Here is a 26,826-nt window from a genome sequence, read left to right as displayed (position 1 = left end):
CAATCGCGGACTATAAAGATGATGCAGCCTCCTTGCGGGGCCCATCGACACGGTCATCGCGCGCCGCGCCCGCGGTGCGACACCGGCCCTGCGGGGCCACAACGAAAGGAGCCGCTGTGATTCGCGCCATCGATAAGCTCGAGCCGTTCCAGAGGGCGATCACCAAGGCCCACCTCGCCTCCACGGGCGTTGCGGTGGACTCCCTCGAGAACCCCGACAAGCCGCTGATCGCGATCGCGAACAGCTGGAACGAGATGTGCCCCGGCCACGAGCCGCTGCGCCAGCTCGCGTCCGAGGTCAAGAAGGGTATCCTCGAGGCCGGCGGCGAGCCCATCGAGTTCAACACCATCGCCATCTGCGACGGCATCGCCCAGGGCCATGCCGGCATGCACTACAGCCTCCCGCACCGCGAGATCATCGCCGACTCCGTCGAGGCCCAGGTCCTCGGCGAGAACGTCTTCGACGGCGTCGTCTACATGGCGAGCTGCGACAAGATCGTCCCGGCAATGCTCATGGCCGCCGGCCGCATCAACCTCCCCGGCGCCCTCGTCTCCGCGGGCCCCTGCTACGACGAGATCAAGCCGAGCGACTCCAAGGCCCTGCGCGCCGCGTTCCTGCGCGGCGAGGCCACCGAGCACGAGGTCATCGAGGGCACGCTGAAGTACTACACCGGCCCTGGCATCTGCCCGTTCCTCGGCACCGCCAACACGATGTGCTGCCTGGCCGAGGGCCTCGGCCAGGCAGCACATCGTGTTGGCGGCCACCAGCATGCGCCGCTTCCTCGCCCGCCGCACCGGCGCCGCCGTCGTCGAGCTTGTCCGCCGCGGCATCAAGCCGAGCGACGTCATGACCGCCGCCGCCTTCCAGAACGCCGTCACGCTGCTCGCCTCCATCGGCGGTTCGCTCAACGCGCTGCTGCACCTGCCGGCCATCGCCTCCGAGCTCGGCCTCGAGGTCACCTGGGCGCAGGTCGCCGAGACCACCAGCCGCGTGCCGCTGGTCACCAACATCACCCCGAACGGCGACATGTCCTGCGTCAACCTCTACAAGGCCGGCGGCATCCCCGCCGTCATGAAGACCATCGAGCGCGACCTCGACACCTCCGTCATGACCATCAACGGCAAGACGCTCGCCGAGAACCTCGCCGAGGACATCAAGATCGACCGCTCCGTCATCCGCACCCAGGACGACCCAGCCTCCGTCGCCAACGGCATCCAGGTGCTCTACGGCAACCTCGCTCCCGAGGGCACGCTCGTCAAGACCAGCGCCGTGCCGGCCGACCAGCACACCTTCGAAGGCCCGGCCATGTGCTTCAACTCCGAGGAGGAGTGCTTCGCCGCCTACAACGCCGACCAGATCAAGCCCGGCACCGCGGTCATCATCCGCTACGAGGGCCCGAAGGGCGGCCCCGGCATGAAGGAGCTCCACCGCGTCACCGAGATCATGAAGGGCATCCCGGGTTCCGCCGTCATCACCGACGGCCGCTTCTCCGGCGCTTCCGGCGGCCTTTCCGTCGGCTACCTGTGCCCCGAGGCCGCTGAGGGCGGCCCCATCGCCCTCATCCAGGACGGCGACATCGTCCACATCGATCTGGCCTCCAACGCCATCTCCTTCGACGTCTCCGATGAGGAGCTCGAGGCGCGTCGCGCCAACTGGACGCCCGTCGTGCATGACTTCAAGGGCAAGGTCCTGCGCCGCTACCTCAAGGAAGTCGGCCCCGCCAAGGACGGCGCCCTGCTCGGCTGCTAAATTCCCGCGCGGCGCGCATCGCAGACGCGCACCGCTCGCCCCTCGCCCCCGGCATGCCTCCACATGCCGGGGGCATTTTCATGCGCCAGCGGCATCGCAGCGCACCGGCGGACCTCAGTTGCTGCAAAATGACGGATTTATCGGAGTTGATCTTCCGGGCTGTTTATGTGACCCACTTTTAGCGCTCGGCTATCTCGCCTTTTGCCAGGTCCCCGCAACGGGTGCGCGGGATACACCGATACTTCCGTCATTTTGCAGCACGCGCACAGCCGATACACCCGCGAGGCTCATCCTACAGCGTGCGCCAAAGGGGCACGCCCCCAATGGCCCCCAACGACACGCCGCCTCTTCCTCGAGATAAAAAGCCCGGCAGGTACGGGACCTGCCGGGCTCATGCGATAACGCGTATGTAAGAAGCCGAAGGGCTACTCGCCGCAACCGCCGTCGATGAACTCGACGAGGGCGGCCACGGCCTCCTGCTCGTCCTCGCCGTCGGCGGCGATGACGACCTTGGTGCCGCATGCGAGACCCTGGGTCATCAGCGACAGCATGGACTTGGCGTTGGCGCCGTCGCCCTCGGCGTCGGCCTTCTTGATGGTGACGTTGGACTTGAAGCCCATGGCCATCTTGCTGAAGGCGGAAGCCGGACGGGCGTGCAGGCCGGTGGCGTTAACGATCGTGGTCTCCTGAGAATACATGCGGTCTCCTTTGTTCTCTCCCGCGCGGAGCTCGCGCACCCGCGCTCTTATCTCCTCGCCCAAAGCGGGCAGAGCATCCCTTACTCTAGCACGTTATGCGTGCTAGACCATCTCGAGGACGGCCTCGTGCAGGCGCACGCGATCAGCCGGGTCGTCGCTGTTGTAGTGACGGGAGTTGACGATGTACTCCTCGATGGTCGCGATGTTCTCCTCGGTCGGCTCGATGCCGATCTCGCCCAGGGTGGTCGGCAGGTCCATCGCCTTCATGTAGGCGCGCAGCTCCTCCTCGGCCTCCTTGAGACCGTTGAAGTACAGCTGGCAGAACAGGCCGACGCCGACGATCTCGCCGTGGATCGCATCGGCGGCCTCATGCGTGAAGTGCGTGCGGACGCCGTCGTAGATGACGTGCGCGAGCTCGGACTGACGGAAGCTCTTGGTGGTGTTGGCGATGACGCCGGTGGTGATCACGTTGAGGAACGCGACGTCGCCCAGGGTCTTGGTGTAGACGCCCGCGCGGTTGTCCTCGATGGCCTGCTGGCCGCGCTCGGCGAGCACGTCGTACACGTAGGCGGCCATGTTGTACGCCGTGAAGACGTCAATCGGGTTGTCGTCGAGCTTCATCTCGGGACGGCCGTTGAGCATCTCGATCTTCTTGGCCATGGCGTCCAGGATGCCAGCCGCGTTGTAGCGGTGCGGGCACGCGGCGATCACGTCGTAGTCCATGTAGACCGCGTCGATCTCGTGGTCGAAGCGCCAGGAGGTCTTCTTGCCGCCCTCGACGGTGTACATGACGCTCATGCAGGTGAACGGAGCGCAGGTGGAAGCGGAGGTGGGGATGTTGATGGTGCCGAGCTTGGCGACCTCGCCCACAGCCTTGGCGAAGTCCATGATCTTGCCGCCGCCGACGCCCACGATCTCGTCGCAGCCCGCGGCGTGCGCCTTGGCGGCGAGCTCCTCGGCGCCCTCGTAGCAGCACCAGCCGGTGTAGATCTCGAGCTCCCACTCGACGCCGGCAGCCTTCATGCTGGGCTCGAGCTGCTCCTTGACGGCATCCCAGGAACGGGGGCCGGCGACGATGAACATCTTCTTGCCGAAGCGGGCCATCTCCTCGCCGAGCTGGGCGATGAGGCCCTGCTCCGCGCGGACGCGGCCGGCTCCGAACTTGATTGCGGTATCGAGTGCAACTGCCATGGGAATGATCCTCTCTCTTAGATGTTCCCCATGAGGTGGATGACTTCAGACCTGCCCGCGGCGCGCATCGCGACGGCGCGGGCATCGCTCGCGGGCGCACGCAACGCGGCGCCGCGGGCCGAGACCTCAATTCGGTGCCTGTCCCCAAATTGAGGTCGAAAGAGGACGCAAGCCGAGCTCTCTCACCCCGGCTTGCACCCCAGATGCGCGCAAGGGGCTCGTTCCGTGCCTGTCGAACCCCTCGCACGCAGGCGGTATCCGCGTCCTCAGTGGGCACGGGGATACCCGAAGGGTTAGTCGCGGACCTCCTGGACCGCAGCGGCGGCCTCGGCCGCAAGCGCCTCGACGCGGCTGAAATCGCCGTCGGCGAACAGGTTGGGCTTGACCATCCAGGTGCCGCCCGCGGCGATGATCGCCTTGGAACCGAGGAACTCGCGAACGTTGTCGGGGCTCACGCCGCCAGTGGGCATGAAGCGATGGCCGACGAACACGGCGGCGAGCGCCTCGAGGGCCTTGAGGCCGCCGTAGAGGTTGGCCGGGAAGAACTTGGTGATGTCGAACCCGCGGTTGATGAGGTAGGTGAGCTCGGCCGGGGTCACGCCGCCGGGGACGAGGTTGACCTCGTTCTCGAGGCACCAGTCGATGATCTGCTCGTCATAGCCCGGGGAGACGATGAACTTGGCGCCCGCCTCCACGGCGCGCTTGCACTGCTCGAGGTTCACGACGGTGCCGGCGCCCACCAGGATGTCGGGGCACTCGTCAGCCATCTTCTTGATGCAGTCGGCGGCGGCGGCGGTGCGGAACGTCACCTCGGCGGCAGGAAGCCCGCCGGCGACGAGGGCGCTGGCCATGGGCACCGCGTCCTCGACCTTCTCGAGCACGACGACGGGAACGACGCCCGTCTTCTCGAGCTGCGCGTAGAAGCCGTTGTCGATCATGTACTGGGTAGCTGACATTTCAATTCCTCTCTCGAAATGGTTGCATTCCTATTCAACAGGGGCGGTACGACCCGTGCCTCACGGCAGGCAGGTGCACCACAGCTCCTGGTTGTGGAAGATGGAGAAGTCGTTCATCCCCAGGGCCTCGGCCGCCGGCTGCTCGCCGTTGGCGACGCGCTCGAGCAGGCCGAGCAGCTCCGCGCCCAGCTCGTCGATCGTCGACGTTCCCTCGACCGCGCCGGATGCGTCGAAATCGATGTTCACGGGCATACGGGCGTAAGTCTCGCAGTTGCCGGTAACCTTGATGACGGGCATGACCGGGTTGCCGATCGGCGTGCCGCGGCCCGTGGAGAAGATGAGCGCCTGCGCGCCGCCGGCGCACATGCCCGACACGCTCTCGATGTCGTAGCCCGGTGTGTCCATGATCACGAGGCCGCGCTCGCTCGGGCGCTCGCCGTAGGCGACCACCTGGCGAATCGTCGAGCTGCCGCCCTTGGAGATGCCCCCCAGGGCCTTCTCCTCGAGCGTAGACAGGCCGCCCGCCATGTTGCCGGGACTCGGGTTGGCGCCGTGCACGTCCACGCCCGCCTCGGTGAAGCTGCGCTCCAGGCCGTGCACGATGCGGTAGATGTCCTCGGCGACCTCAGGCGTCGCCGCGCGGGCGGCGAGGATGTCCTCGGTGCCGATGAGCTCGGTGGTCTCCCCCAGCATGACGGTTCCGCCCGCTGCGACGACGGCATCGCTCACCCGGCCGATCACGGGGTTGGCGGCAAGGCCGCTCGTGGCGTCCGAACCGCCGCAGTTGGTGCCGAGGACCAGGTCGCCGAGGCCCATGGGCTCCCGCTCCACGCGAGCGGCGCGCTCGGCGAGCCCGCGGGCGAGCCGGACGCCTTCCTCGATAGCGGCGACGGTCCCGCCGCAGTCCTGGATGGTGATGACCTCGACCGGCTTGTCGCCCGCCTCGCGCATGGCGGCGGCGAGCTCGTAGGGCTTCATCGTCTCGCATCCGAGGCCGACGACGAGCGTTCCGTACACGTTGGGGTTGTCGGCGAGGTTCAACAGGCAGCGGCGCATGATCTCGCGGCCGCTCCCCACCTGGCCGCAGCCCTTGGAGTTCTCGAGCGCCACGCAGCCGGGCACGCTCTCGGCGATGCGGCGGGCCACCATGTTGGCGCACCCCACGCTCGAGAGCACGAGCACGTGGTTGCGGATCCCAAAGCGGCCGTCGGGCCTTCTGTATCCCCTCATGCGCGCACCCCCGTCTTCAAACTCGCGATGTTGTGCGTGTGGACATAGGCTCCACGCTCGATGGGCGCAGTCGCCTCACCGATGACCTCGCCGTACTTGCGGACGAGGTCGTGCGGGGCCAGCGGGGAGAGGCAGACCTTGTGGAACCGGGGCACGTCCTCGAGCGACACGAGCTCGCATGCGTACGCGCCGGCCTTCGTGGCGACCCTCACGGTCTCGCCAGCGGCGACGGCTTCGATGACGGTGACGACGTCGTCGCCCTCATGCATGAGCAATGCGCGCTTCGGCATGGTCCCTCCTTCCCGACTGCATGCGGGCCGAACCCGCATGCAGGGTTACTGCTCCTTCTTCTTTCCAAGCTTGGACAGCGGGTCCTCCAGCTCGCCGACGGCGATCTGGGGATGCGTGGGCACGATGTTCTCGCGGATCCACTCGAACGCCTCCTTCACGCGGCTGCGGCGCACCCACAGCCCGGAGAGCTCGAGCGCGTAGTAGACGCGGTCGGAGTTGTTGGCGGCCATCTGCGCGCGCATCTCGGGCGTCACGACGTCGTGCTGGTCGGCGGTCTTGTAGCCCATGATGTCGAGCATGAGGTCGTTGCTGTTGGCGGCCTTGAGCTGGATGCCCAGGACCTGGTCCCACGGCAGCGTGATGACGTCCTCGGGCTTGGTGAGGTCGGTCACGCCGTCGGCGGTGAACTCGAACAGCGGGGCCGCCGCGCGGATCTTCTTGATGTTGCTCACGGCGCCGGCGAGCGGCGCGATCGCGAGGGCGCAGCAGACGACCATCAGGAAGGGGTTGGACTGCTGCGAGAACCCGAGCGCCACGACGATGACGGCGATCAGGACGAACGACGCGCTGATCATCGAGAGCTTGCGGGTATCGGTATTGATGACGAGTTTCTCCATGGTGCAGATGCCTCGTTTCGTTGACAAACGTTAGCGGTCGGTGCAGGTGCGCGATCCCTCGATGAACGGGACCGCGTCGGCGAGCGTGTCGAAGGTGAAGCGCGCCTCGGCGGCGATGGCCTCGGGCCCTTCGAACTCGACGAGGATGGGGAACCCTTCGTGCACCTCCGGGAGGTCCGACATGTCGTCGTAGACGAAGCCGGACATGAAGCCGCCGGCGTTGGCGGCGCGGATCCCCGCACGGCTGTCCTCGAGGACCAGCGTGTCCTCGGGCGCGACGCCCAGGGCGTCCGCAGCGCGCAGGAAGATCTCGGGGTCGGGCTTGCCGTGCTCGACCATCGAGCCGTCCATGATGACGGGAAACGCGTGCGTGAGGTACTCGCCCGCAAGGCAGGAGTCGATCACGTCACGCGTGGAGCTGCTCGCCATCGCATAGGGAATCTCGCGCTCGGCGAGATAGCTGAGCAGCTCGAGCAGGCCCGGCTTCTTCCCGACGTGCCCGTTCAGGGCCGCGCGGGCGGGAGCCTTGCGCTCGCGCACGAACGCGCGCCAGCTGGCGACGTCGTGCTCGGGGCCGTAGGCGCGGGCGAGGCCGTCGAGAATCCCCTTCTCGGTGCGACCGCAGAGGCAGGTGTACATGTTGCGGGTCATCTGGAACCCGAACCTGCGGGCGGCCTCGAGGTAGATCTGGTAGCAGATGCGCTCGGTGTCGAAGATCAGGCCGTCCATATCGAAGATGACCGCAGATACGGGGTTCACGTGGCTTCTCCTCCCTGCCTTGAGTAAGGAGACCCGCGGGACATCCGCCCCGCGGACCTCCGTGCGGGAAGGGACAGCCCTCCCCGCCCGATAAAAATGGCCTGCACCCGACGGAAACCGGGGATGCAGGCCATAACGGACAACGTGCAACTATGCGCGGATCTCGTTGACCGGCTCCTCGCCGGCGACGAAGCGCTCGACGTCGCCCACGCACTTCTCGCCCATGCCGCGCAGGCACTCCTCCGTGTAGGCGGAGATGTGCGGGCAGACGAGGACCTGCGGGTGGTTGAAGTACGGATCGTCGGGCGCAGGCGGCTCGTCGTGCATGACGTCGATGGCCAGGGCCTTGACGGTTCCGTTCGCCAGCGCATCGAGCATGGCCGGCTGGTCGATGAGGTCGGCGCGCGCGTTGTTGACGACGTACACGCCCTTCTTCATCTTGGCGAACGCGTCGGCGTTCAGGATGTGCAGCGACGTGGGGTTGAGGTCGGCGTTCAGCGTCAGGACGTCGCAGTTGGAGACCACGGTGTCCAGATCGGTGTACTCGAACTCGACGCCCAGCTTGGAAGCCCATTCGTCGTGGTGGACCGGGTCGCAGGCGAGGACCTTCATGTCGTAGCCGCGGGCCAGGATCTCGACGACGCGGGAACCGATGTTGCCGCAGCCGATGATGCCGAGGGTCTTGCCAGAGAGGCCGTTGCCCACGAACTTGGCGCGCTCGGCCCAGCGGCCGTCGTTAGCGGCCACATGGGAGTCGCTCACCTGGCGCATGGCGTCGCAGAGCAGGGCCACGGCGCCCTCGGCCACGGCGTCGCGCTCGACGAGCGGAGAGACGGTGGTGAGGATGCAGCCGGTGGCGTTGCACGCCTTGACGTCAACGTTGTTGTAGCCGATGCCGTGGCGGCTGAGCAGGACCAGGTCGGTCTTGTGCTCGAAGAACTCAGCGTCGAAGAACGGCGTCACCGAGGAGATGACGATGTTGTAGTCCTTCAGGGCCTCGGCCAGCTCGGCACCGTGGGCGGTGCCGGCGACGCGGACGCGCTCGACGGTACCGATCTTCTCGAGGCGCTCCATCTGATCGGGGAAGCGCGTGCCGAAGGACGAGGAGTTAACGATTGCGATCTTGTAATCCATAGATATCGCTTAACCCATCTTTGCAAGTGCGGCGGACAGGGACACGTTCTCGGAGCTCGGGATCTTCTGGAAGTAGACCTTCACGCCCTTCTCCTCCATGGCCTTACAAAGCTCGGCGTCGTCGGCGGTGAGGCCCACGGACTCGATGACCTTGGTGCTGCCCGGCTTGATGGCGATGCCACCGACGTTCAGCTCACCCAGGGGCACGCCGCCGTCGACGGCCTTCTTGGCGTACGCGATGGACTTGAAGATCAGAGCGACCTTGTCGCTGCCGAACTGGTTGGCGTTCCACTCGTCGATGATGGAGTCGGAGGAGAAGACCTTGATCTTGAGGCCGCCCGTGGACTGGGTGGACTCGTAGATCTCCTTCATGAAGTCGTCGGCGGCGGTGGCGTCGTCGATGACGTAGGCGGCGTTGGTGCCCTTGCCCTTGGTCCAGACCTGCATGACCTGGCCGTGAACCAGACGGTCGTCGACGCGAGCGAGCGTAATCTCTGCCATGGTGAATCTCCTTAGAAGTTCAAACGTTTGAACGCCGAGCGGATGCTAGTCGTTCTTCTTGAGGGTGGAACGGTTGATCAGGCACGCGCCGGCCTGGCCGGCAGCGAGCGCGGTCTCGGCGAGAGCGGAGCCCTCGTGATCGAAGTCGATGGCCTGGATGGCCTCGAGCAGCATCGGCATGGACACGCCGAGCAGGACGTCGCAGTCGGCCTTGCCGACGCATGCGAGCGCCACGTTGGAGGGCGATCCGCCCATGAGGTCGCACATGATGATGGTGTGCACGCCCTCGGCATCGTTCTTCTCGACGATCTCGAACGCCTTCTCGCGCAGATCGTCCACAGACTGACCGGGGACGAGACCGAGCGCATCGACGCTCTCCTGCTCGCCCATGATCATCTCGGCGCTCTTCTTCAGCTCGACGCCGAAGAGACCATGGGTGATGATAAGGACCTTGTTCTTCATACGTACGACCTCTCTAACTCTCGAACTTGCGGATGCCTGCTACAGGATGCCGAGCGCACCGAGAACCACGAGGATCGCGGTGAAGCCGAGCATGGCCTGCGTAACCTTCATACCCTTCTTCTGGAAGAAGAAGAACAGGCCGAGGACGGCGCACAGGGGCAGGATGCCGGGCAGGATGCCGTCGAGGGTCTGCTGGAGGACGAACTCCTTGCCGGACATGGTGAAGGCGATCGGGGTGCTGATGGTGACGTAGCGACCGGCCATGATGCCCATCATGAACAGGCCGAGGACGCCGAGGGCGCTGATGACGGACTTGATCTTGCCGCCCTTCATGACCTCGAGCGCGGCGCGACGGCCCATGGTGTAGCCCATACGGGTGAACAGGAAGCCGTAGATGAAGGTGGCGGTGGCGAAGCACACGAACGGCAGGACGGCGCCGAGCCAGCTGCCCTCCTGGGCCATACCCAGGAAGAGGGCGATGAAGATGTACTGGACGGTACCGGAGTCGATGGAGTCGCCGATGCCGGCCAGCGGGCCCATGAGGCCGATCTTGGTGTTCTGGATCATCGAGGCGTCGATGGCGTCCTCGCCGGCGTTGAGCGCCTTCGCGCGCTCCTCCTCGAGGGAGACGGTGATACCGGAGATGATACCGCCGCCCCAGACGGCCTGGGTGTTGAAGAACTGCAGGTGACGCTGATAGGCCTCACCGAGCATGATCGGGTTCTTGTAGAGCTTCTTGAGCACCGGCATGAGGCCGAAGCACAGGGACGGAGCAACCATGCGGTCGAAGGAGTGCGGCACCTCGTTGCACCACCACCAGCGGAACCAGACCTTCATGAGGTCCTTCGTGGTGATCTCCTCGGGCTTGTTCTCCTCGCCCAGCATCAGACGCGGGTCGGCCTGAATCATGCCGTCCTCGTCGAGGTAATCGTGATAATCCTGAGAGAGCGCCTCGGTGGCGACGGTCTCGGTGGTCTCGATCTCGCTCATTGGATAACCCTTCCTTTCTGAAGTCGTGGGATGCGCTGCTACTCAGCAGCCTTCTCGGTGAACATGCCGTAGCACAGGGCGATGATGACGCCGAAGATGGCCCAGGTGATCATCGTGATGCCAGCCTGAGCGGTGATGACCTGCAGGAAGTAGGCCAGGAAGAAGAAGACCAGCAGCTTGCGGTTGCCGATGACGTGCATGGTGATCGCGATACCGAGGGCAGCGAGGCCGCCGCCGACGGTGGAGAGCACGTGCAGCACGGGGCCGTTGGAGATCGTGTCCATGAAGCCGGAGACGACGGGGGCGCCGAGGTACAGGGCGACGAACATCAGGGGCACGAACAGGACGAAGGAGAAGAGCGTGGGCATGAAGCCGATCCAGAAGGCGAGGCCCTTGGAGTCAGCCTTGACCGCGCACGCGTCCATCTTGGTGATCGCGAACGTGTTAAGGAAGAAACGGAGCTGATAGAGATAGCTGCCGAGCAGGCCGACGGGCACGGCGATGGCGACGGCGGCCTCGGGCTCGAGGTTGCCGACGATAACCGTGGAGACGGCCATGGCCGAAGCGATGCACGGCTCGGAGGGCATAGCGCCACCGGGGGCGACGACACCCATGTAGATGAGCTGGATCGTAGCGACGGTCGTCATGGCCAGCGGCATGTTGCCGAGGACCAGGCCAACCACGAAGCCTGCCATGAGCGGGGAGAAGCGCATGGTCAGGGTTGCATAGCCGAGGGCTCGCGATTCGACTGCTGCCACGAACAACGCGATCAGCAGTGCCTGCATTACACTCATTATGCCTTTCCTTTCTCTCCTCTGAGGCACGGGCACACGCTCCCGCGTCTCCCTTTCATCCTCCGAACCGCCTTCTCTCACAGCCTGGAGAACGTGGGCGCAGGGCCCCTATGCCAGAAATGATATTTGTTCTTCGCGTGTACTTATAGAAATTTTTTTTTCTATTCTATAAACGGTCGTAATTTGTCGTTTGCCGATGTGGTATTGCTCTTATCTTAATATTGTGCTATTCGCTGCTCATGAACCCCATCGTATGACTTGTATACACCTTACAAACCTATTGCCTGCGCTTTTTATGGGCCGTCATCCAACCTCCCGTTGTTTACCGTGCGCAAACATGAGATATATTGTTAAAATCTCCTAGCATTTTTAAGCACTGGTACACTGGTTTCATACCAGTTTTACACCGCTGGTCGACTCGATATGCCACTGGATCAGATTCGAATTCTTGGTCGATGCGCGCCCAATTGACAGAAATTTTTTTACTGTTGGCCGGTTCTTGAATGCGTTAAATGACGTACTCGGCTATTTTACATATATCTGTACCATCTCAGCAGCTTCGGAGGCACCATGGCTCGCAACGCTGTACTCCTGAAGATCAAGTCGCTCATGCCCTCGCTCTCCGCCAAGGAGAAGCGCATCGCGGACTTCATCCTCAACGACCCTAAGACCGTCTCCCGCATGACCATCGTCGAGATCTCTTCAAATCTCGGCATCGCGGACTCGACGGTCTTCAAGTTCACCAAGAAACTCGGCTATCGCGGGTATCGCGATTTCCGCAACAACCTGTTGGCGGAGGAGTTCGACCCGCAGATCTCGATCCACGAAGACGTGACGCCGACCGACGAGTCCCTTACCGTCGCCAAGAAGGTATTCAGCTCGAGCGCCAAGTCGCTGACCGATACCCTTGCCCTGCTTAACGCCAAGGACCTCGAAGCCGCGCTGGATCTGCTCATGGGCGCCGGCCGCATCTCGTTTTACGGCTGCGGGGAGAGCGCCGTCATCGCACTCGACGCCTACCAGAAGTTCCTGCGGTCGCCCAAGGTCTGCCATTACATCATGGATTCGCATATGCAGGTCATGCAGGCGTCGCTGCTGCGCCCCGACGACGTGGCCATCGTGATCTCGCACACCGGCGCCACCCACGAGATGTGCGCCGTCGCCCGGCTCGCCAAGCAGTGCGGCGCCAAAGTGATCGCCATCACGAGCTACCCCTCGCAGAAGATCTCACGGTACGCCGACATCACGCTCGTCTCCACCGCCGAAGAGATCGGCTACCGCTCCGAGTCGCTCGCGTGCCGCTACGCGCAGCTCGCCATCATCGACTCCCTCTACACCGCGATGATGTTCCGCCTTCCCGGAAGCTCCGACTCGCTGGGCAAGATTCGCAACGCCATCTCGATGATTAAAGAGGACACCGAAGGCATGATGTAGGAGGCCGCGCCTCCATGCCGGATGCCCGACGGGGACCGCATCCGTCCGTCGCATGAGCACGGGGTCCGACCGGGCGCTCCCACGCTTTTCGCTTGCGCGGCCCGTCATCTGCGACGCCGCGACGCACCGCGCCATGCCCTCCCATGCCCCGCGCACACCGTTCGCCGGGCCTCACGACGAAAACGCGCGGCCGCCTTTGCCGGGCGTCCGCGCGCCCTTCGCTCCTTTGTCATGACGCGCCCGCCCACAGGAGCCGCCGACTCGCCGTCGGAGGGGCCGCGGGAAGACGCCCGCATCGCGACGCGACGTCGCACGGGACCGCGCCCGCACGCCCTCCCGCTACGTCCGATACCCGGCGAGAAACGCGCGCGTGCGCTCCTGCTTGGCCGCGCCGAGCACCTGCTCGGGGCTTCCCTGCTCCACGATCACGCCGCCGTCCATGAAGACGATCCGGTCCGCGACGTCGCGCGCGAACGACATCTCATGCGTCACGATGACCATGGTCATGTGCTCGGCGGCGAGCCCCTTGATGACGCTCAGCACCCCTGCCGTGAGCTCGGGATCGAGCGCCGAGGTGGGCTCGTCGAAATACAGGATCTGAGGATCGAGCGCCAACGCGCGCGCGATGCTGACGCGCTGCTGCTGGCCGCCGGACAGCTGACAGGGAACCTTGCCCTCGCAACCGGAGAGCCCCATCTTCTCGATGAGCTCGCGCGCGCGGGCCTCGACCTCGGGGCGCGGGCGCTTCTGCACGCGCAGTGGCGCGTCGGCGATGTTGCGCATCACCGTCATATGGGGAAACAGGTTGTAGCTCTGGAACACCAGGCCGAACCGGCCGCGGGCCTCCTTGAGGGCATCGCCCTTCACGTAGCGCACCGCACCGGCGCCATCGGGTCCCGCGACCTCGAGCCCGCCGTACGCAAGGCTTCCGCCGTCAAGCGTCTCGAGCAGCGTCATGCAGCGCAGCAGTGTCGATTTGCCTCCACCGGAGGGACCGATCACCGCGACGACCTCGCCGCGCTCCACCTCGAGCGATATGCCGCGCAGGACCTCGGTATCCCCGAAGGCCTTGCGCGCGTCCTTGATTGAAACAACTGCAGTCATAACCATCCCTGCCGTTCGATATATCCCATGCCGGGCGTACGCGCGATGACGCGTGCCGGGCCATGCGCATCGCCCGCGACGCGGCGCATCCGGCGGCCGGGCCCTTCCCGACTTGACGCGAGGACGCCTCGCCGCCCATCAAGGCGGCCCGCCGTCGCACTAGTCGTGATAGTAGTCGAGACGCTTCTCGATGCGGCCGAGCCCGATCTCGACCAAGAAGTTGAAGACCCAGTAGATCACCGCCGCGATCGCGAACGGGACCATGCTCACCTGCGCGGCGACGAGCGCCTTGGCCTCCGAGAACATCTCGCCCACGCCGATCGCGAACGCAAGCGATGTGTCCTTGACCAACGTGATGACCTCGTTGCCGAGCGATGGCATGATGCGCTTGACCACCTGGGGCAGCACGATGACGAAAAACGTCTGCGCCTTCGAGTAGCCCAGGACCTCCGCCGCCTCGTACTGGCCGCGCGGGATCGACTGCAGGCCGCTGCGGTAGATCTCGGCAAAGTACGCGGCGTAGTTGATGATGAACGCCACGATGGTCGCATGCCATTTGGAATCCGTGCTGAGCGGCATGCCGAACACGTAGTACGGCGCGAAGTAGATGGCGAACATCTGGAGCATCAACGGGGTGCCGCGCATCACCGAGATGTAGAAGCGCGTGACGGCACGAACGGGAGCCAGGCGGCTCATGCGCAGCAGCGCGACCGGAACGCCGAGCGGCAGCGCGCCGAGCAGCGTGATGAAGAATATCTGCAGGCTGACGAGGAACCCTTCGCCCAAAACCTGAACCATAGTTGCGATGGACACGGATGCTCACTTTCTAGCGCACGAAGGGCCGGCGCGGAGCCGGCCCCTCAGCCGATACGATCACGGGCGAAGCGTGCGGCACGAACCGTCTTACAGAACCCAGCTATCGTAGCTCAGCCCGTAGTCGGCGTACTTATCGCACAGCTCTTTAATGGTGCCGTCTTCGTCGAGCTCCTTCAGGGCATCGGTGACCGCCTTGGCGGTGTCGGTGTCGCCCTTCTTGAAGCCCACGGCGTAGTGCTCCTCGGAGAGGGCCTCGTCGAGCATCACGTAGACATCAGGCTTAGCGGCGAGCTGGTACTGCGCGATGGAGAGATCGCAGGCGACGGCGTCGACAGCACCGGTCTCAAGCTGCATGAACGCGGTGTTGTAATCCCCGATCGTCTCGAGCCCGGCGAACGTTGCGGCGAGGTCGGCCTGGTCCCCCTCAAGGATGCTCTGCGCCGCGGAGTCGGTCTGGGTGATGACGTTCTTGCCGGCGAGGTCGACCAGAGACGCGATGCCGCTGTCCTTCTTCACGACGACGACCTGCGCGTTGAGCATGTAGGGATCGGAGAAGGTGTAGTCGTCCTCGCGGCCCTCCATGGTGAAGCCGTTCCAGATGCAGTTGATGGCGCCGGAGTCGAGCAGCGTATCCTTGGCGTCCCAGTCGATGGCCTCGAGCTGGACCTCCCAACCGAGCTTGTCGGCGACGGCCTGCGCAAGATCGAGGTCGAAGCCGGTATACTCGCCGTCATCGCCCTCGAAACCGTAGGGAGGATAGGCCTTGTCGAATCCGACGACGAGCTTGCCCGTCGCGGACGCCGAGGCGTCGCTGGATGCCGCGGCGGATCCGGCGTCCTTGCCGTCCGCCTTGGACTGACCGCACGCGGCGAGAGCAAGGGCGGCAACGACGGCGAGCGCCGCGACCGCTCCGGTAAGCAAGCGGCTGCGCTTCTGCTTCTTCATGGGGTTCTCCTTCTTGACGGCGCCGCAAGATGCAGCGATTCTTTCTACGGTCACTTACTTTATTTTACTAAAGTGGAGTGCGCAAGCGACTTCTCGAACGTTTCCGTTTCATTACGGTGCCGGACGGAAAAAGGCCCTTCCTTCCCGGGCGCCCACCGACCGGGATCCGCCTCCCGGCCCTCGCGGCACCCGTACGCACGAGAAGCCTTCGCTATTCGATTGCTCGCTTCAAAATGAGACGATATGAGTTGAACATTGGGAGCCCCTCCCCTTGTAGCTCTATCGTGGGTCGGGCGACAATGGTCGTAACGCCAACCGTGGCCGCGCGCCACATGCGACGGAGAGGGGCCCGCCATGTCCAATTATGTCACAGCCATCGGTCTCGACGTCCACGCGAGGAGCATCTCCGCATGCGCCTTCGACCCCATGACCGGCGAGGTGGTCCGGGCCAGGTTCGGCTACGACCCGGCGTCGGTCGCCGAGTGGGTCCTGGGGTTCGAGTCGCCCAAGGCGGTGTACGAGAGCGGCCCGACCGGCTTCCACCTGTGCCGCGCCCTGCGCGCCCTCGGCGTCGACTGCGCCGTGGGCGCCGTCTCCAAGATGCACCGGCCCGCGGCCGACCGGGGCCGCAAGAACGACCGGCGCGACGCCGAGTGGCTGGCCAGGCTCCTCGCCTGCCGCAACGTCGTCGAGGTGTGGGTGCCCGATGACCGCACCGAGGCCGCCCGGGACCTCTCCCGCGCGCTCGAGGACGCCCGCGACGACCTGCAGCGCGCCAGGCAGCGCATGTCCAAGTTCCTGCTCAGGCACGGCCTGGTGTTCGACGAGACGACGCCGGCCGGGCGCCGCAGGTCGAACTGGACCGAGGCGTACTGGAGGTGGGCGAGGTCGATCGAGTTCGGCGAGGCCGACGACGCGGCCGCCTACGAGCACTACATGGACGCCGTGGAGCGCTGCGCCGAGGCCAAGAGGGAGCTCGAGCGCAAGGTGGAGGAGGCCGCCGCGCGCCCCGGGTGGGCGCCTGTCGTCGACGCGCTCTGCCTGGTGAAGGGCATCGACGTCGCGAGTGCCTTCCTGCTCGCCGCCGAGGCCGGCGACTTCTCGAGGTTCCCGACCGCGCCGTCGTTCGCCTCGTGGTGCGGCCTGGCCCCCTCGGAGCGCTCGAGCGGCGAGACGGAGTCGCGCGGCGGGATCACCCGCGCCGGTAACGGCCACGTCCGGCGCGCGCTGGTCGAGGCGTCCTGGCACGTCCCGATGTCGACGAGGCACCCCAAGAAGCCGAGGCCGGGCCACGGGGTCGCGCCGGCCGTGTCGAGGCACGCCGCGAAGTGCAACCGCCGCCTGCAGGACAGGCGGGACGCCATGTCCCAGGCGGGGAAGAGGCCGTGCGTGGCGAACTGCGCGACGGCCCGCGAGATGGCCTGCTGGGTCTGGGCGATAGCGCTCATGGCCCGGTAGCGCCCGCGGCCCCATAGGAGTCCGACCCCGGGGGCTCGCCGCGCTCGAGGCCGTTGGGAGGCCGTTCCAGTCCTTTTTCTGGGCGGCGGGAGACCGCCACGCCCGCCACGAGACTGCGACCGAGCGGAGGCCCCCAGCCGTAGCAACGAGATGCGGTTCCGACCCGCGGATATTAGAGTGCCGAACGTGCGTCGAGCAGACACGCCCTCAAGCGGCGCGGCCACCGGGTGAAGATAGATGGACCCTGCCCTCCGCGGTAGCTCCGCGGAGGGCAGGGCCTTTTTGCCACTTGACAATGTTCAACTCATATTAAAAAGGCCCCTTGCGGGGCCCAAAGATTCAACTGGTGCGGCGTACAGGATTCGAACCTGTGACGTTCTGATTCGTAGTCAGACCCTCTATCCAGCTGAGGTAACGCCGCAACGCAAGAGATATATTGTCACTTCGCCATCATACGGTCAAGAAGTTTTTTATATTCAATTCTTCCGTACCTCACTACACGATTGAGCTTGGCCGTAGACGCCCCATCCGCGCTCCCGGTTCCCAACGAACATGCTCCAGCCTCAATTTGCTCCCCTTGCAGCATCCATCAAGACCGTCCTTAAACCACATGAATCCAATATCTATGGTTTTGCATATTCATAAGCGTTTATGCGTTTGATATTCACATGTTACGACGCCTTTCGACGAAGATGGCCAAAAAGCGCGTCGAGTCGGTACCGCTATCGATTGCAGACGCGCAAAGCGAGACCAGAAGGTCCCCCAAAGGGTCCTTCCAAGGCAATCGAGAGCTACGTCGCCAGCAGATACCGATACATATGTTTCCGAACGAGGCATTGTCGCCTGAGCCGATGGACATGAGCGCTATGCATACGCGCCACGAATACCGACTCGACGCGGTTTTTGACCACTGCCACCTTCCCAGGCGCCGCGACGCGACGGCGCTGCGCTTTTCGGCGTCGTCGCGCTACCGCACGCGCACGGGCTAACGCCCACAACACCGCGTCCGCATGCAAAGCAGCGTGCCGCCGACCTTCCGGCCATGATTCCAATCGAAAGGCGCCCGAGTACACGGCATGAATCAGCCGGAACGCCCCCTGGCGCACGCAGCATGTACCAACCTTAACGCACGACCATCCGCGCGACCCGTGCGATATCGCCGCAGTCGCGCATCGTTGACAGGCATACGTCTCCACAAGAGCCAGGGGGCGCGAAGGTGGAAACGCAAAAAGCCGCCCACGGTGCGGGGCGGCTCTTTACGGTGGTTAGCCTGTGACCGGAGACGATCCGGAGAAGACACGATGGGGGCGCCGCCGAGGGAACATGCGCCCGGCGGCAACGAGGTCGCAGGTGCCCTACGCCTCGACGGAGACCTCGACCTCCTGGACGGGCACGTCGTAGAAGGGGTCCTCGCGACGGCCGAGGAAGTCGCGCGCCTGCTCGGGGAACAGCGCGTAAGACAGCACGTCCTCGTCACACTTCGCGTACTGCGAGATCTCCTCGCGCAGGCGCGGAAGCTGCGGCTCGATCAGGTCGGCGGGACGGCAGGTGACCGGCTCCTCATCGCCGATGATGAGCTGCTTGACATCCGCGTCGATCGGCGCGGGAGAAGCGCCGTACAGACCGCGGACGTAGTCCTTGATCTCGGACGGCACGACCTTGTACCGCTCGCCGGAGACGACGTTCATGAGCGCCTGGGAGCCGACCATCTGGGACAGCGGGGTGACGAGCGGCGGGAAGCCAAGGTCGGCACGGACGCGCGGAACCTCGGCAAGGACCTCGGAGTACTTGTCGGACACGCCGAGGTCGGCCAGGTTGGAGATGAGGTTGGACAGCATGCCGCCCGGAACCTTGTAGAGCAGCGCCTTGGGCTCCGTCTCCATGACCTTGGGGTTGAGCGTACCGTTCTCCTTGAACTTGGCACGCACGGGAGCGAAGTGCTTGGCCTCCGCCTCGAGCTTATCCATGTCGAGACCGGTCTTGTAGCCGAGACCCTCGAGCGCGATGGCCATGGACTCGGTGCAGGGCTGGCTCGTGCCGCCGGAGAAGGACGAGATGCAGGTATCGATGATGTCGACGCCCGCCTCGACCGCGCGCATGAGGGTCATCTCGCCGATGCCCGCGGTGGCGTGCGTGTGCAGCTCGAGCGGCAGGTCGACGGCGGCCTTGATCTGGCCCACCAGCTCGGTGGCGACGGCAGGCTCGAGCACGCCGGCCATATCCTTGATGCAGATGGAGTCCGCGCCGGCGGCAGCCATCTTGCGGGACAGGTCGACGAAGTACGCGACGGTGTGCACCTCGCTCGTGGTGTAGCAGATGGCGGCCTGGACCTCGCCGCCGGCCTCCTTGGCAGCGCGGATGGAGGTCTGAAGGTTGCGGACGTCATTCAGGGCGTCGAAGATGCGCAGGACGTCGATGCCGTTCTCGATCGACTTCTTCACCACGGCCTCGACGACGTCGTCGGCGTAGTTGCGATAGCCCAGGAGGTTCTGGCCGCGGAGCAGCATCTGCAGCTTCGTGTCCTTCACGTGCGCGCGGATCGTGCGCAGGCGCTCCCAGGGGTCCTCGCCCAGGTAGCGCAGACAGGAGTCGAACGTGGCGCCGCCCCACACCTCGAGGGCGTGGTAGCCGGCCTGGTCCATGGTCTCCAGGATGGGAAGCATGTCCTCGATAGGCATGCGCGTCGCGATCTGGCTCTGCTGGCCATCGCGAAGAACGGTCTCGGTGAACTTGATCTGCTTATCCATTGTTGCAGCACCCTCCTTGTCGGATGATTTCCGCTATCGCTACCTGCATATCTTTCACGGTGTGAGCGCGCGAACGGGCGCACGCCTTCGCCTCGCCGCCGCAGATGAGACACCTGCGGGGAGCAAGGCCCAGCTCGATCCGAGAGACCGGGCGCGGCATGCCGTCCGTTAGCTCGACCACATCGAAATCCGCGAGTCGGCCCAGGGGATGGTGCTCCTCGACGTCGATCGCCAGGCGCTTGAGCTCGAGCGCCGGCATCTTCACGAGCATGAGCAGCTCGGGGCCAGACGCGTCCGAGATTCGAGTCCGCGAGCGCACCCGAGCTCCAGAGAAACCGGACTCGAGCGCGCGGACCAGCTCGCGAAACGCGGACTCGAGCACCGCCGAGGTCTTATGGGGACCCGGGATGGAGAGGGTCGCCGAGAGCAGGGTCTCCCCCGGCAGCGCCTCGGCGAGAAGGTCGCGCTGGATGCGCGCGCGGTTCTCCCGCGCGTCAAGCATCTCGGCCAGCTCGACCTCGGGCCCATCGAAGACCGAGGCCACGAACGCCGCATCCGCCGTCGGCGCGCCGGAAGCCATCGCTTTCGCGCCCGCATCGCACGCATGCATATCGCTCATACTCGGCTCCTCCCCGCCTTGTGGGTCCCTACCATACGGGGCGCGCCGGCAGTCCCACCGGACGCGCCCCGTCGACCGCCATCGGTTCGCTAGGCGTCCTTCGACGGCGGGAACATCTTGCAGAGACCCATGGACACCAGGTAGATGATGATCATGACGACGAAGATGCCGCCCCAACCGAGGCCGAGGATCTCCAGGCCCTGCTCCAGGGCATTCATATCGATAGTCATAGAGCTACACGCACCTTTCCCTTAGAGCAGCAGGCCGAGCACGAGACCGCCGGCAACAACCGAGGCGATCTGGCCAGCGACGTTGGCGCCGGCAGCCTGCATGAGGATGAAGTTGCCGGGATCCTCCTCGGTGGCCATCTTCTGGATGACGCGAGAGCTCATCGGGAACGCGGAGATGCCCGCAGCGCCCACCATCGGGTTGATCTTCTCCTTGCGGAAGAGATTGAGGAACTTGGCGAACATGACGCCGCCCACGGAGTCCATCACGAAGCCGAGCAGGCCGAGGCCCATGACGAGCAGGGTGTCGAACTGCAGGAAGTCGGTGTAGACCATCTTCACGGAGACGCAGAGGCCGAGCAGGATGGAGATGAGGTTCACGAGCTCGTTCTGGGCGGAGACGGAGAGTCGGTCGAGCACGCCGCACTCGCGCAGCAGGTTGCCGAACATCAGGAAGCCGACGAGGGGCAGCGACACGGGGGCGATGAGGCCGGCCACGACGCAGATGATGATCGGGAAGAGGATCTTAGCCGTCTTGGAGACCTGGCCCGGATGATAGTTCATGCGGATGCGGCGCTCCTTCTTGGTGGTCACGGCCTTGATGGCGACGGGCTGGATGATGGGCACGAGCGCCATGTAGGAGTATGCGGCGACCATGATGGCACCCATGTACTTCGACCCCAGCGTGTTCGCGACGAAGATCGAGGTCGGGCCGTCGGCTGCGGCGATGATGCCGATGGATGCGGCGTCGTTGATGTGGAAGCCGAGCAGCGCGGCCACGATGATGACGAAGAAGATGCCGAACTGCGCGGCAGCGCCGAACAGCAGCAGGAACGGGTTGGCGAGCAGCGGGCCGAAGTCGATCATCGCGCCGATGCCGATGAAGAGCAGCAGCGGGAAGAGCTCGGTCTCGATGCCGGCGTCGAACAGGATCTGGAACGGACCCGCGGCGTCACCGGTCATGAGGACGCCGGAAGCCGGGATGTTGACCAGAATGGTGCCGAGACCCATGGGCACGAGCAGCGTGGGCTCGTATTCCTTCTTGATGCCCAGGTACATAAGGATGCAGCCGATGACCATCATCACGATGCGGCCGGGCTCGGCGCCGAGGGCGATCACACCTTCAATCAGAGTTTCCAAGAGTCATACCTCTCATCCGTGGGAAAACGGTTCCGGCCCGCTGCGCGCGGCCGGGATGCGCCGAAGCGCGAAACGGCACTCTTGCGGCGGTGCCGTCGACAAGTTCCGTGCTGGGCACGAGCTCCGTGCTAGGCGATGCTGAAGAGCTCAGCGCCGGGGTTGACCATCTCGCCCTTGGTCACGGCGATGGAAGCGATGGTGCCGTCCTGGTCGGCGACGACCTCGTTCTCCATCTTCATGGCCTCGAGCACCATGACGGGCTGGTTGGCCTTCACGACGTCGCCCACCTTGACGTGGATGTCGAGGATGGTGCCGGGCATCGGGGCCAGCCGGGGCGGCGACGGCGTCGGCCGGGGTGGCCACGGGCGCACCGATCTCCTCCATCTCGACCATGTACTGGGTGCCGTCGATGGCGATCTTGAACTTACGCAGCATGGTTGTCCTCCATAACCTTCTTCTTATAGACCTTCTTGACTACGAACTGGCTTTTCTCCAGCGCGCCGGCGGCGATGCTCGACGCGATGCAGGTCACGAGCCGGTGCTCCGGGTTCGCCACGCTCACGCGGCGGACGACGAGCTTGCTCTCAGGACGGTCGCCTGCGGCGATGGCCGTAGCGGCCACAACGACCGTACGGTGCTCGGCGGCGTCCACGGGCAGGTACGCGGGGACCTCTTCCCACTCGTCCGCCTCCGCCTGCGCGCGGGCGGCATCTGCGGCCTGCGCGGACACCGGGGCGGGAGCCTCATCCGCATCGGCTCCGCGGCGGCGGAACCAATCGAACAATCCCATTCACTCACTCCCTTTCGGAACTTCGGGGCCTTCTGCAGCATTGCCTACAATTCATGGCTATAACTGTATATTTGCACTATATGGACTGACTGCACTTTTTCTGTTTCAGGGTGTACCGCTGGGGTATTTGGGTATAGCAACATCTTTTACCAGCGCTTTCTCTGTTATGCGCACACGTTTTCAGGCATTTTGACCACGAACCTGCCCCTAAATGCTGAAGGCGGTTTGCACCTAAACGGTCAGAAATTGCCGGTGAACGGTCAGCGGGACGCTAAAACGCCCGGACGCGCGCCGTTTTGCCGCGGCCAACCTGCAGTTTTCGGCAAAACCGCAGGTACGGTTGTCTTTCTCGTGTACTTAATCACCATGTCGCTCATGTCCGACCATTCCTGAGCGCTATCTTTCATGCCGTAAACGTCATGCCGTGCCCTGCACACAGCGCGGTTATTTCGTTTGAGAAGCTGTACGTATTAGTAAATGGGAAGGTGATATGTAATGGCAATGACCATTCTCGCCTGGCTCATGATCGCGGTCTTCATGTTCGTGGTCATGACCAAAAAGCTCTCGCCGCTTACGGCACTGTGCGCGATTCCGCTCGTCTTCGCGGCGATCAGCCTCTTCATCCCGGGCAGCCCGGCTGAAAGCTGGACCGACCTGGGTACCTGGGTCATGGACGGCCTCGGCACGACGGCCAACACGGGCATCCTGCTCCTGTTCGCGATCCTGTACTTCTCCATCATGCTCGATGCGGGCCTCTTCGACCCCATCACCAAGAAGATGATCGAGTTCGCGAAGGGCGACCCCATGAAGGTCCTCATCGCGACCGCGGTTGTCGCCGCCGCCATCTCCATGAACGGTGATGGCACCACCACGACGCTTGTGTGCTGCGCCGCGTTCCTGCCGATCTATGAGAAGCTCGGCATGAAGAAGATGAACCTCGCTGTTCTCGTCATCCTTCAGAACACCGTCATGAACCTCCTGCCCTGGGGCGGCCCCACCGCGCGCGCCATGGCCGTTACCGAGGTCGGCGGCGACATCCTGAGCTACCTCATGCCCGGCATGATCATCTCTGTGCTCTTCAACATCTTCGTCGTCGCTCGCCACATGGGCAAGCAGGAGCGTGCTCGCCTCGGCGTTCACGAGTTCACCCAGGCCGAGATCGATGAGCTCACCAACGTGACGGACGAGGAGGTCCTCGCCATCCGTCGTCCGCAGAACTGGTGGTTCAACGCCATCATGACCGTGGTCCTCATCGCCTGGCTCGTCGCCGGCTCCTTCATCGAGGCCATCTCCCTGCCCAACCAGATGCTCTTTATGGTCGGCACCGTCCTTGCGCTCCTCGTGAACTACCCGAACCTCAAGGACCAGTCCAAGCGCATCGGCGAGAACGGCGGCGACGCCGTCCAGGTTGTCATCCTGATCTTCGGCGCCGGCATCTTCATGGGCCTCTTCCAGGGCTCCGGCATGGCTGATGCCCTCGCCCAGAGCCTCATCACCATCATCCCGAAGCAGCTTGCGGGCTTCTGGGGCCTCATCGTCGCCCTCGTCTCCGCCCCCGGCACGTTCTTCATCTCCAACGACGGCTTCTACTTCGGCGTCATGCCGGCGCTCGCCGAGGCCGGCTACGTCTACGGTTTCACCAACCTGCAGATGGCTCTCGCCTCCCTCATGGGCCAGGCCTTCCACCTGCTGTCCCCGCTGACCGCCTTCATCTACCTGCTCCTGCGCCTCACCGAGCAGGACCTGGGCGAGTGGCAGCGCGCCGCGGGCAAGTGGGCCGCGTGCATCTTCGTGATCTTCGTCGTCACGATCATGGCCACCGGAGCCCTGCCGTTCTACATCCCGCAGGCCTAGCGCCAGCACGCGCATCTGCCGTATTCGGCTTATACGCTCTCCCCTTCGCCGCGGTCACCTTCGGGTGGCCGCGGTTTTAGTATGCGCGGCACTCGACGCCAGCTTCCGAGTACGGCCCGATGTGCCGAAAGCCGCTCATTCCCAAACCTCATCCGACCGGGTATCCCGCTCTTCATGCGGCATCTTTTCTTTTTAATGTGCGGGTTTATCGAAATATAGAGATCTAAATACCATACGCATCCCCTGTTTTTGCAACACGGACTTCGCATGATTCTAGTTTCTAACTGCACCAACCTTTCTATGTTTGTCATATTTCGAATCCGTCTACCGACCCCTCTTGCATCTTGCAAGAAAGAACCAGCGCACTTGCTATTTATCGAGTAGACTGGTATGGATGACGCGTATTTATGAAAGGGGCACTGCGCATGGACACCGAATCGGTCATGCCCACGCTTTGCGAATATCTCGACCTGGCCAAAAACGCCCCACTGAAAGACAACCTGTTCGACGCGTTCAAGAAGGCCATCATTCTGGGAACCGTGCCGGCCGGAACAAACATCAACGAAAAGCAGCTTGCAGACGCCTTGCACATCAGCCGCACGCCCATCCGCGCCGCGCTCAACCAGCTTGCCGACGAGCAGCTCGTCGACCGTAAGCCCGGCGTCGGCGTGATCGTGCGCGGCATCAGCATCCGCGACGCAAACGAGCTGTTCGAGATCAGAAGCGTCCTCGAGGCGCTTGCCACCACCAAAGCGGCCCACAATATGAGCGAGTCCGATTTCGACGAGCTCCGCGCCCTGCTCGAAGAGGGCCAGCGCGCCAACGCCGCAGACGACACCGAGGCCGTCATCCGCAATGCCAACACCTTCAACAACTACGTCTACTCCCATGCGCACAGCCCGCGCCTGCGTGACATCATCAACACGTTGCAGGTGTACACCAAGTATTTCCGCAACGTCTCCCTCTCTCCCGATGCGCGCCGCAACATCGCGCTCGAGGAGCACTGGAGCATCTACCTCGCCATGCGGTTTGGGCCCGACAAGAAGATCGAGCAGGCCGTGCGCACGCATCTTAAAAACTCACATCAGTTCGTCATCAGCGAGATGAGGGCCCTGGGCATTGACTAGCTCCCATCCCGGCGACGAGCCCATCGGCCCCGAACCCCAATTTCACGCGACACCCGATCGGGCCTCGCGGCCCCGTCACTCGCCTGACTATACCTCCGCGGAGGGATCGCCCGTACCACATGGGGCCCCCTATGCAGCAAAACGGGCCGCCCGATCCGGCGCGGTCCACAGCCTGCCCCCGTGCGAGCGCCTTGCCCGCTGGGCCGCAGCCTCGCTGGTCGGAGAAGCCCGCCTGACGCCCAAGCCCGGCCTCGTCGACCGGCGCAACACCGGCGCACATCGCGATATGGATCTCGATACGTTCCTCGCGAGCGCGACGGCACTCGAGCCCTGCTTCCATGCATACGCTTCCGCCGGAACCCGATGGGATGGGCGCGTCCCTGCCGATCTCGCCCACGCGCTGCGCGAGCTTGGCATAGAAGCCGAGCGCGCGATGTTCTCCGCAACGCACGGCATCAACACGCACAAAGGCGCAAACTTCGCGTTCGCTCTCATCCTCGGATCCTGCGGAGCCTTCCTCTCTGAGAACGGCTCGCTGCCAAGCGGACCTCGAGATACCGAACGCGTGCTGGAGCTCGTGCGATCCATGGGCGCCTGCCTGCTCGATACCGACATCCGCATCCTGCTCGCGCGGTCGCAGCGGGACGGCCGTCCAAACGATCCTTCATCCCCCATCGGGAACGGGGCGCACGGCGGCCCTGCACAAGAAGGCGCCCTTTCTCATGGTGAGCGCATCTACCTGCGCAACGGCCTTTCGGGAGCCCGCGGCGAGGCGGCACAAGGGTACCCGCTGCTGGAACACGAGCTGCTTCCCTACCTGCGCCGCGAATGCCCTGCGCCATGCTCGCGGGGCGGCTCCGAGCGCGACGTCGCCGATACCCTGCTAAGAGCGCTCGTCAAATTGATGGCACGGCTCGAGGACACCAACGTCGTCCACCGTGGGGGTATCGATGCGCTCGCCGCGCACCGTTCCTTCTGCACCGAGCTCGACGAACGGTCGCTGCCCAACGAGGAGCTACGCGCAGCGCTCGAACGGTATGACGACGAGCTCATCGCGCTAAACGTCAGCCCCGGCGGCGCTGCCGACTTACTGTCGCTCGGTATTTTCTTCTCTCTGATGGAAGGCCTGTTCGGCCTCGACGCCTTGAGGTACCTCTCATAGCCTTCGTCCGCAGCGCAACATGCGCATCGCC

Annotated in this window: 27 protein-coding genes, 1 tRNA gene and 1 pseudogene; 7 read left to right on the top strand and 22 right to left on the bottom strand. The window is 64.4% G+C overall.

Features of this window, described 5'->3' with window-relative positions:
* Positions 1–254 precede the first annotated feature (254 nt).
* A pseudogene (locus BQ7355_RS09430) lies at positions 255–683 on the top strand (dihydroxy-acid dehydratase domain-containing protein); the annotation flags it as partial.
* Between the two features lie 70 nt (positions 684–753).
* The gene (locus BQ7355_RS09205) at positions 754–1,749 is read left to right on the top strand and encodes a dihydroxy-acid dehydratase domain-containing protein (protein WP_205407554.1); all 996 of its coding nucleotides are present in this window, start codon (positions 754–756) and stop codon (positions 1,747–1,749) included.
* Between the two features lie 425 nt (positions 1,750–2,174).
* Here the strand turns inward: BQ7355_RS09205 and BQ7355_RS03180 are convergent, their stop codons facing one another.
* From BQ7355_RS03180 to BQ7355_RS03125, 12 genes are all read right to left on the bottom strand, one after another.
* Entirely contained in the window at positions 2,175–2,447 is a 273-nt protein-coding gene (locus tag BQ7355_RS03180) for an HPr family phosphocarrier protein (RefSeq protein ID WP_072414899.1), read from the bottom strand.
* A gap of 102 nt (positions 2,448–2,549) precedes the next feature.
* Entirely contained in the window at positions 2,550–3,638 is a 1,089-nt protein-coding gene (locus BQ7355_RS03175) for an iron-containing alcohol dehydrogenase family protein (protein WP_072414898.1), read from the bottom strand.
* Positions 3,639–3,931: 293 nt separating this feature from the next.
* Complete coding sequence (eda, locus tag BQ7355_RS03170; RefSeq protein WP_083581517.1) at positions 3,932–4,594, bottom strand: bifunctional 4-hydroxy-2-oxoglutarate aldolase/2-dehydro-3-deoxy-phosphogluconate aldolase; 663 nt, start codon at positions 4,592–4,594, stop codon at positions 3,932–3,934.
* A 60-nt stretch (positions 4,595–4,654) separates the two neighbouring features.
* Positions 4,655–5,824 carry a UxaA family hydrolase gene (locus BQ7355_RS03165; protein ID WP_072414897.1) on the bottom strand — a complete coding sequence of 390 codons (1,170 nt, stop codon included), beginning with the start codon at positions 5,822–5,824 and terminating at the stop codon, positions 4,655–4,657.
* The gene (locus tag BQ7355_RS03160; RefSeq protein WP_072414896.1) at positions 5,821–6,114 is read right to left on the bottom strand and encodes a UxaA family hydrolase; all 294 of its coding nucleotides are present in this window, start codon (positions 6,112–6,114) and stop codon (positions 5,821–5,823) included. Before BQ7355_RS03160 ends, BQ7355_RS03165 begins: the two co-directional genes overlap by 4 nt.
* Positions 6,115–6,159: 45 nt before the next feature.
* Positions 6,160–6,732, bottom strand: coding sequence for a hypothetical protein (locus tag BQ7355_RS03155; RefSeq protein ID WP_072414895.1), 573 nt, complete (start codon positions 6,730–6,732; stop codon positions 6,160–6,162).
* Positions 6,733–6,762: 30 nt separating this feature from the next.
* Positions 6,763–7,491 (bottom strand): HAD family hydrolase, encoded by a 729-nt coding sequence (locus BQ7355_RS03150; protein WP_072414894.1) that lies wholly within the window; start codon positions 7,489–7,491, stop codon positions 6,763–6,765.
* A gap of 150 nt (positions 7,492–7,641) precedes the next feature.
* Positions 7,642–8,625, bottom strand: a complete 984-nt coding sequence (locus BQ7355_RS03145) for an NAD(P)-dependent oxidoreductase (protein WP_072414893.1) — start codon at positions 8,623–8,625, stop codon at positions 7,642–7,644.
* Positions 8,626–8,634: 9 nt separating this feature from the next.
* Complete coding sequence (locus BQ7355_RS03140) at positions 8,635–9,126, bottom strand: PTS sugar transporter subunit IIB (protein ID WP_072414892.1); 492 nt, start codon at positions 9,124–9,126, stop codon at positions 8,635–8,637.
* A 45-nt stretch (positions 9,127–9,171) separates the two neighbouring features.
* Positions 9,172–9,588 (bottom strand): PTS sugar transporter subunit IIA, encoded by a 417-nt coding sequence (locus tag BQ7355_RS03135; protein ID WP_072414891.1) that lies wholly within the window; start codon positions 9,586–9,588, stop codon positions 9,172–9,174.
* A 39-nt stretch (positions 9,589–9,627) separates the two neighbouring features.
* Positions 9,628–10,578 (bottom strand): PTS system mannose/fructose/sorbose family transporter subunit IID, encoded by a 951-nt coding sequence (locus tag BQ7355_RS03130; RefSeq protein WP_083581514.1) that lies wholly within the window; start codon positions 10,576–10,578, stop codon positions 9,628–9,630.
* Positions 10,579–10,616: 38 nt separating this feature from the next.
* Positions 10,617–11,372, bottom strand: coding sequence for a PTS mannose/fructose/sorbose/N-acetylgalactosamine transporter subunit IIC (locus BQ7355_RS03125; protein ID WP_072414890.1), 756 nt, complete (start codon positions 11,370–11,372; stop codon positions 10,617–10,619).
* 570 nt (positions 11,373–11,942) lie between these two features.
* On the opposite strand from BQ7355_RS03125, the gene BQ7355_RS03120 reads away from it, so the two are divergent.
* Positions 11,943–12,806 carry a MurR/RpiR family transcriptional regulator gene (locus BQ7355_RS03120; protein ID WP_072414889.1) on the top strand — a complete coding sequence of 288 codons (864 nt, stop codon included), beginning with the start codon at positions 11,943–11,945 and terminating at the stop codon, positions 12,804–12,806.
* Between the two features lie 339 nt (positions 12,807–13,145).
* On the opposite strand, the gene BQ7355_RS03115 is transcribed toward BQ7355_RS03120, so the two are convergent.
* The 3 genes from BQ7355_RS03115 to BQ7355_RS03105 all read right to left on the bottom strand — a co-directional run bounded on the left by BQ7355_RS03115 (position 13,146) and on the right by BQ7355_RS03105 (position 15,671).
* The gene (locus BQ7355_RS03115) at positions 13,146–13,910 is read right to left on the bottom strand and encodes an amino acid ABC transporter ATP-binding protein (RefSeq protein WP_072415875.1); all 765 of its coding nucleotides are present in this window, start codon (positions 13,908–13,910) and stop codon (positions 13,146–13,148) included.
* A gap of 159 nt (positions 13,911–14,069) precedes the next feature.
* Positions 14,070–14,723, bottom strand: a complete 654-nt coding sequence (locus tag BQ7355_RS03110) for an amino acid ABC transporter permease (protein WP_143761699.1) — start codon at positions 14,721–14,723, stop codon at positions 14,070–14,072.
* 90 nt (positions 14,724–14,813) lie between these two features.
* Entirely contained in the window at positions 14,814–15,671 is an 858-nt protein-coding gene (locus BQ7355_RS03105; RefSeq protein WP_072414887.1) for a transporter substrate-binding domain-containing protein, read from the bottom strand.
* Between the two features lie 354 nt (positions 15,672–16,025).
* Here BQ7355_RS03105 and BQ7355_RS03100 point away from each other — a divergent pair, with 354 nt between their 5' ends.
* The gene (locus tag BQ7355_RS03100) at positions 16,026–17,129 is read left to right on the top strand and encodes an IS110 family RNA-guided transposase (protein ID WP_072414706.1); all 1,104 of its coding nucleotides are present in this window, start codon (positions 16,026–16,028) and stop codon (positions 17,127–17,129) included.
* 344 nt (positions 17,130–17,473) lie between these two features.
* Here BQ7355_RS03100 and BQ7355_RS03095 read toward each other — a convergent pair.
* From BQ7355_RS03095 to BQ7355_RS03070, 7 genes are all read right to left on the bottom strand, one after another.
* Positions 17,474–17,550: transfer RNA gene (locus BQ7355_RS03095), tRNA-Arg, on the bottom strand.
* A 934-nt stretch (positions 17,551–18,484) separates the two neighbouring features.
* The gene (locus tag BQ7355_RS03090; RefSeq protein ID WP_072414886.1) at positions 18,485–19,876 is read right to left on the bottom strand and encodes an oxaloacetate decarboxylase subunit alpha; all 1,392 of its coding nucleotides are present in this window, start codon (positions 19,874–19,876) and stop codon (positions 18,485–18,487) included.
* Positions 19,869–20,495: a citrate lyase holo-[acyl-carrier protein] synthase gene (citX, locus tag BQ7355_RS03085; protein WP_083581513.1), complete on the bottom strand. Its 627-nt coding sequence runs from the start codon at positions 20,493–20,495 to the stop codon at positions 19,869–19,871. The genes BQ7355_RS03090 and citX overlap by 8 nt, the downstream gene beginning before the upstream one ends.
* Before the next feature lie 89 nt (positions 20,496–20,584).
* Positions 20,585–20,725: an OadG-related small transporter subunit gene (locus BQ7355_RS09150; protein ID WP_159430435.1), complete on the bottom strand. Its 141-nt coding sequence runs from the start codon at positions 20,723–20,725 to the stop codon at positions 20,585–20,587.
* Positions 20,726–20,746: 21 nt separating this feature from the next.
* On the bottom strand, positions 20,747–21,862 hold the full coding sequence (locus BQ7355_RS03080; protein ID WP_072414885.1) for a sodium ion-translocating decarboxylase subunit beta: 1,116 nt from the start codon (positions 21,860–21,862) through the stop codon (positions 20,747–20,749).
* Between the two features lie 128 nt (positions 21,863–21,990).
* On the bottom strand, positions 21,991–22,182 hold the full coding sequence (locus BQ7355_RS09200; RefSeq protein ID WP_205407553.1) for a biotin/lipoyl-containing protein: 192 nt from the start codon (positions 22,180–22,182) through the stop codon (positions 21,991–21,993).
* Positions 22,183–22,286: 104 nt separating this feature from the next.
* On the bottom strand, positions 22,287–22,652 hold the full coding sequence (locus BQ7355_RS03070; protein ID WP_072414884.1) for a hypothetical protein: 366 nt from the start codon (positions 22,650–22,652) through the stop codon (positions 22,287–22,289).
* Positions 22,653–23,147: 495 nt separating this feature from the next.
* Here BQ7355_RS03070 and BQ7355_RS03065 point away from each other — a divergent pair, with 495 nt between their 5' ends.
* From BQ7355_RS03065 to BQ7355_RS03055, 3 genes are all read left to right on the top strand, one after another.
* Positions 23,148–24,506, top strand: coding sequence for a CitMHS family transporter (locus BQ7355_RS03065; protein ID WP_072414883.1), 1,359 nt, complete (start codon positions 23,148–23,150; stop codon positions 24,504–24,506).
* Positions 24,507–24,931: 425 nt separating this feature from the next.
* Positions 24,932–25,633 carry a GntR family transcriptional regulator gene (locus BQ7355_RS03060; RefSeq protein WP_072414882.1) on the top strand — a complete coding sequence of 234 codons (702 nt, stop codon included), beginning with the start codon at positions 24,932–24,934 and terminating at the stop codon, positions 25,631–25,633.
* The gene (locus BQ7355_RS03055) at positions 25,626–26,795 is read left to right on the top strand and encodes a triphosphoribosyl-dephospho-CoA synthase (RefSeq protein ID WP_083581511.1); all 1,170 of its coding nucleotides are present in this window, start codon (positions 25,626–25,628) and stop codon (positions 26,793–26,795) included. Before BQ7355_RS03060 ends, BQ7355_RS03055 begins: the two co-directional genes overlap by 8 nt.
* Positions 26,796–26,826 lie beyond the last annotated feature (31 nt).

Source organism: Collinsella phocaeensis (genome assembly GCF_900119895.1).
Taxonomy (GTDB): domain Bacteria; phylum Actinomycetota; class Coriobacteriia; order Coriobacteriales; family Coriobacteriaceae; genus Collinsella; species Collinsella phocaeensis.
The sequence above is the reverse complement of the archived record's forward strand: the minus strand, read 5'-3'. Positions and strand labels throughout refer to the sequence as shown.

Excerpts from the sequence above, each read along its gene's own strand:
- BQ7355_RS03175 (WP_072414898.1), bottom strand. The coding sequence starts at position 3,638 with ATGGCAGTTGCACTCGATACCGCAATCAAGTTCGGAGCCGGCCGCGTC.
- BQ7355_RS09200 (WP_205407553.1), bottom strand. The coding sequence starts at position 22,182 with ATGCCCGGCACCATCCTCGACATCCACGTCAAGGTGGGCGACGTCGTG.
- BQ7355_RS03125 (WP_072414890.1), bottom strand. The coding sequence starts at position 11,372 with ATGAGTGTAATGCAGGCACTGCTGATCGCGTTGTTCGTGGCAGCAGTC.
- BQ7355_RS09150 (WP_159430435.1), bottom strand. The coding sequence starts at position 20,725 with ATGACTATCGATATGAATGCCCTGGAGCAGGGCCTGGAGATCCTCGGC.
- BQ7355_RS03180 (WP_072414899.1), bottom strand. The coding sequence starts at position 2,447 with ATGTATTCTCAGGAGACCACGATCGTTAACGCCACCGGCCTGCACGCC.
- BQ7355_RS03115 (WP_072415875.1), bottom strand. The coding sequence starts at position 13,910 with ATGACTGCAGTTGTTTCAATCAAGGACGCGCGCAAGGCCTTCGGGGAT.
- BQ7355_RS03070 (WP_072414884.1), bottom strand. The coding sequence starts at position 22,652 with ATGGGATTGTTCGATTGGTTCCGCCGCCGCGGAGCCGATGCGGATGAG.
- BQ7355_RS03060 (WP_072414882.1), top strand. The coding sequence starts at position 24,932 with ATGGACACCGAATCGGTCATGCCCACGCTTTGCGAATATCTCGACCTG.
- BQ7355_RS03140 (WP_072414892.1), bottom strand. The coding sequence starts at position 9,126 with ATGGCAGAGATTACGCTCGCTCGCGTCGACGACCGTCTGGTTCACGGC.
- eda (WP_083581517.1), bottom strand. The coding sequence starts at position 4,594 with ATGTCAGCTACCCAGTACATGATCGACAACGGCTTCTACGCGCAGCTC.
- BQ7355_RS03160 (WP_072414896.1), bottom strand. The coding sequence starts at position 6,114 with ATGCCGAAGCGCGCATTGCTCATGCATGAGGGCGACGACGTCGTCACC.
- BQ7355_RS03105 (WP_072414887.1), bottom strand. The coding sequence starts at position 15,671 with ATGAAGAAGCAGAAGCGCAGCCGCTTGCTTACCGGAGCGGTCGCGGCG.
- BQ7355_RS03145 (WP_072414893.1), bottom strand. The coding sequence starts at position 8,625 with ATGGATTACAAGATCGCAATCGTTAACTCCTCGTCCTTCGGCACGCGC.
- BQ7355_RS03065 (WP_072414883.1), top strand. The coding sequence starts at position 23,148 with ATGGCAATGACCATTCTCGCCTGGCTCATGATCGCGGTCTTCATGTTC.
- BQ7355_RS03135 (WP_072414891.1), bottom strand. The coding sequence starts at position 9,588 with ATGAAGAACAAGGTCCTTATCATCACCCATGGTCTCTTCGGCGTCGAG.
- citX (WP_083581513.1), bottom strand. The coding sequence starts at position 20,495 with ATGAGCGATATGCATGCGTGCGATGCGGGCGCGAAAGCGATGGCTTCC.
- BQ7355_RS03165 (WP_072414897.1), bottom strand. The coding sequence starts at position 5,824 with ATGAGGGGATACAGAAGGCCCGACGGCCGCTTTGGGATCCGCAACCAC.
- BQ7355_RS03090 (WP_072414886.1), bottom strand. The coding sequence starts at position 19,876 with ATGGATAAGCAGATCAAGTTCACCGAGACCGTTCTTCGCGATGGCCAG.
- BQ7355_RS03100 (WP_072414706.1), top strand. The coding sequence starts at position 16,026 with ATGTCCAATTATGTCACAGCCATCGGTCTCGACGTCCACGCGAGGAGC.
- BQ7355_RS03120 (WP_072414889.1), top strand. The coding sequence starts at position 11,943 with ATGGCTCGCAACGCTGTACTCCTGAAGATCAAGTCGCTCATGCCCTCG.
- BQ7355_RS03130 (WP_083581514.1), bottom strand. The coding sequence starts at position 10,578 with ATGAGCGAGATCGAGACCACCGAGACCGTCGCCACCGAGGCGCTCTCT.
- BQ7355_RS03155 (WP_072414895.1), bottom strand. The coding sequence starts at position 6,732 with ATGGAGAAACTCGTCATCAATACCGATACCCGCAAGCTCTCGATGATC.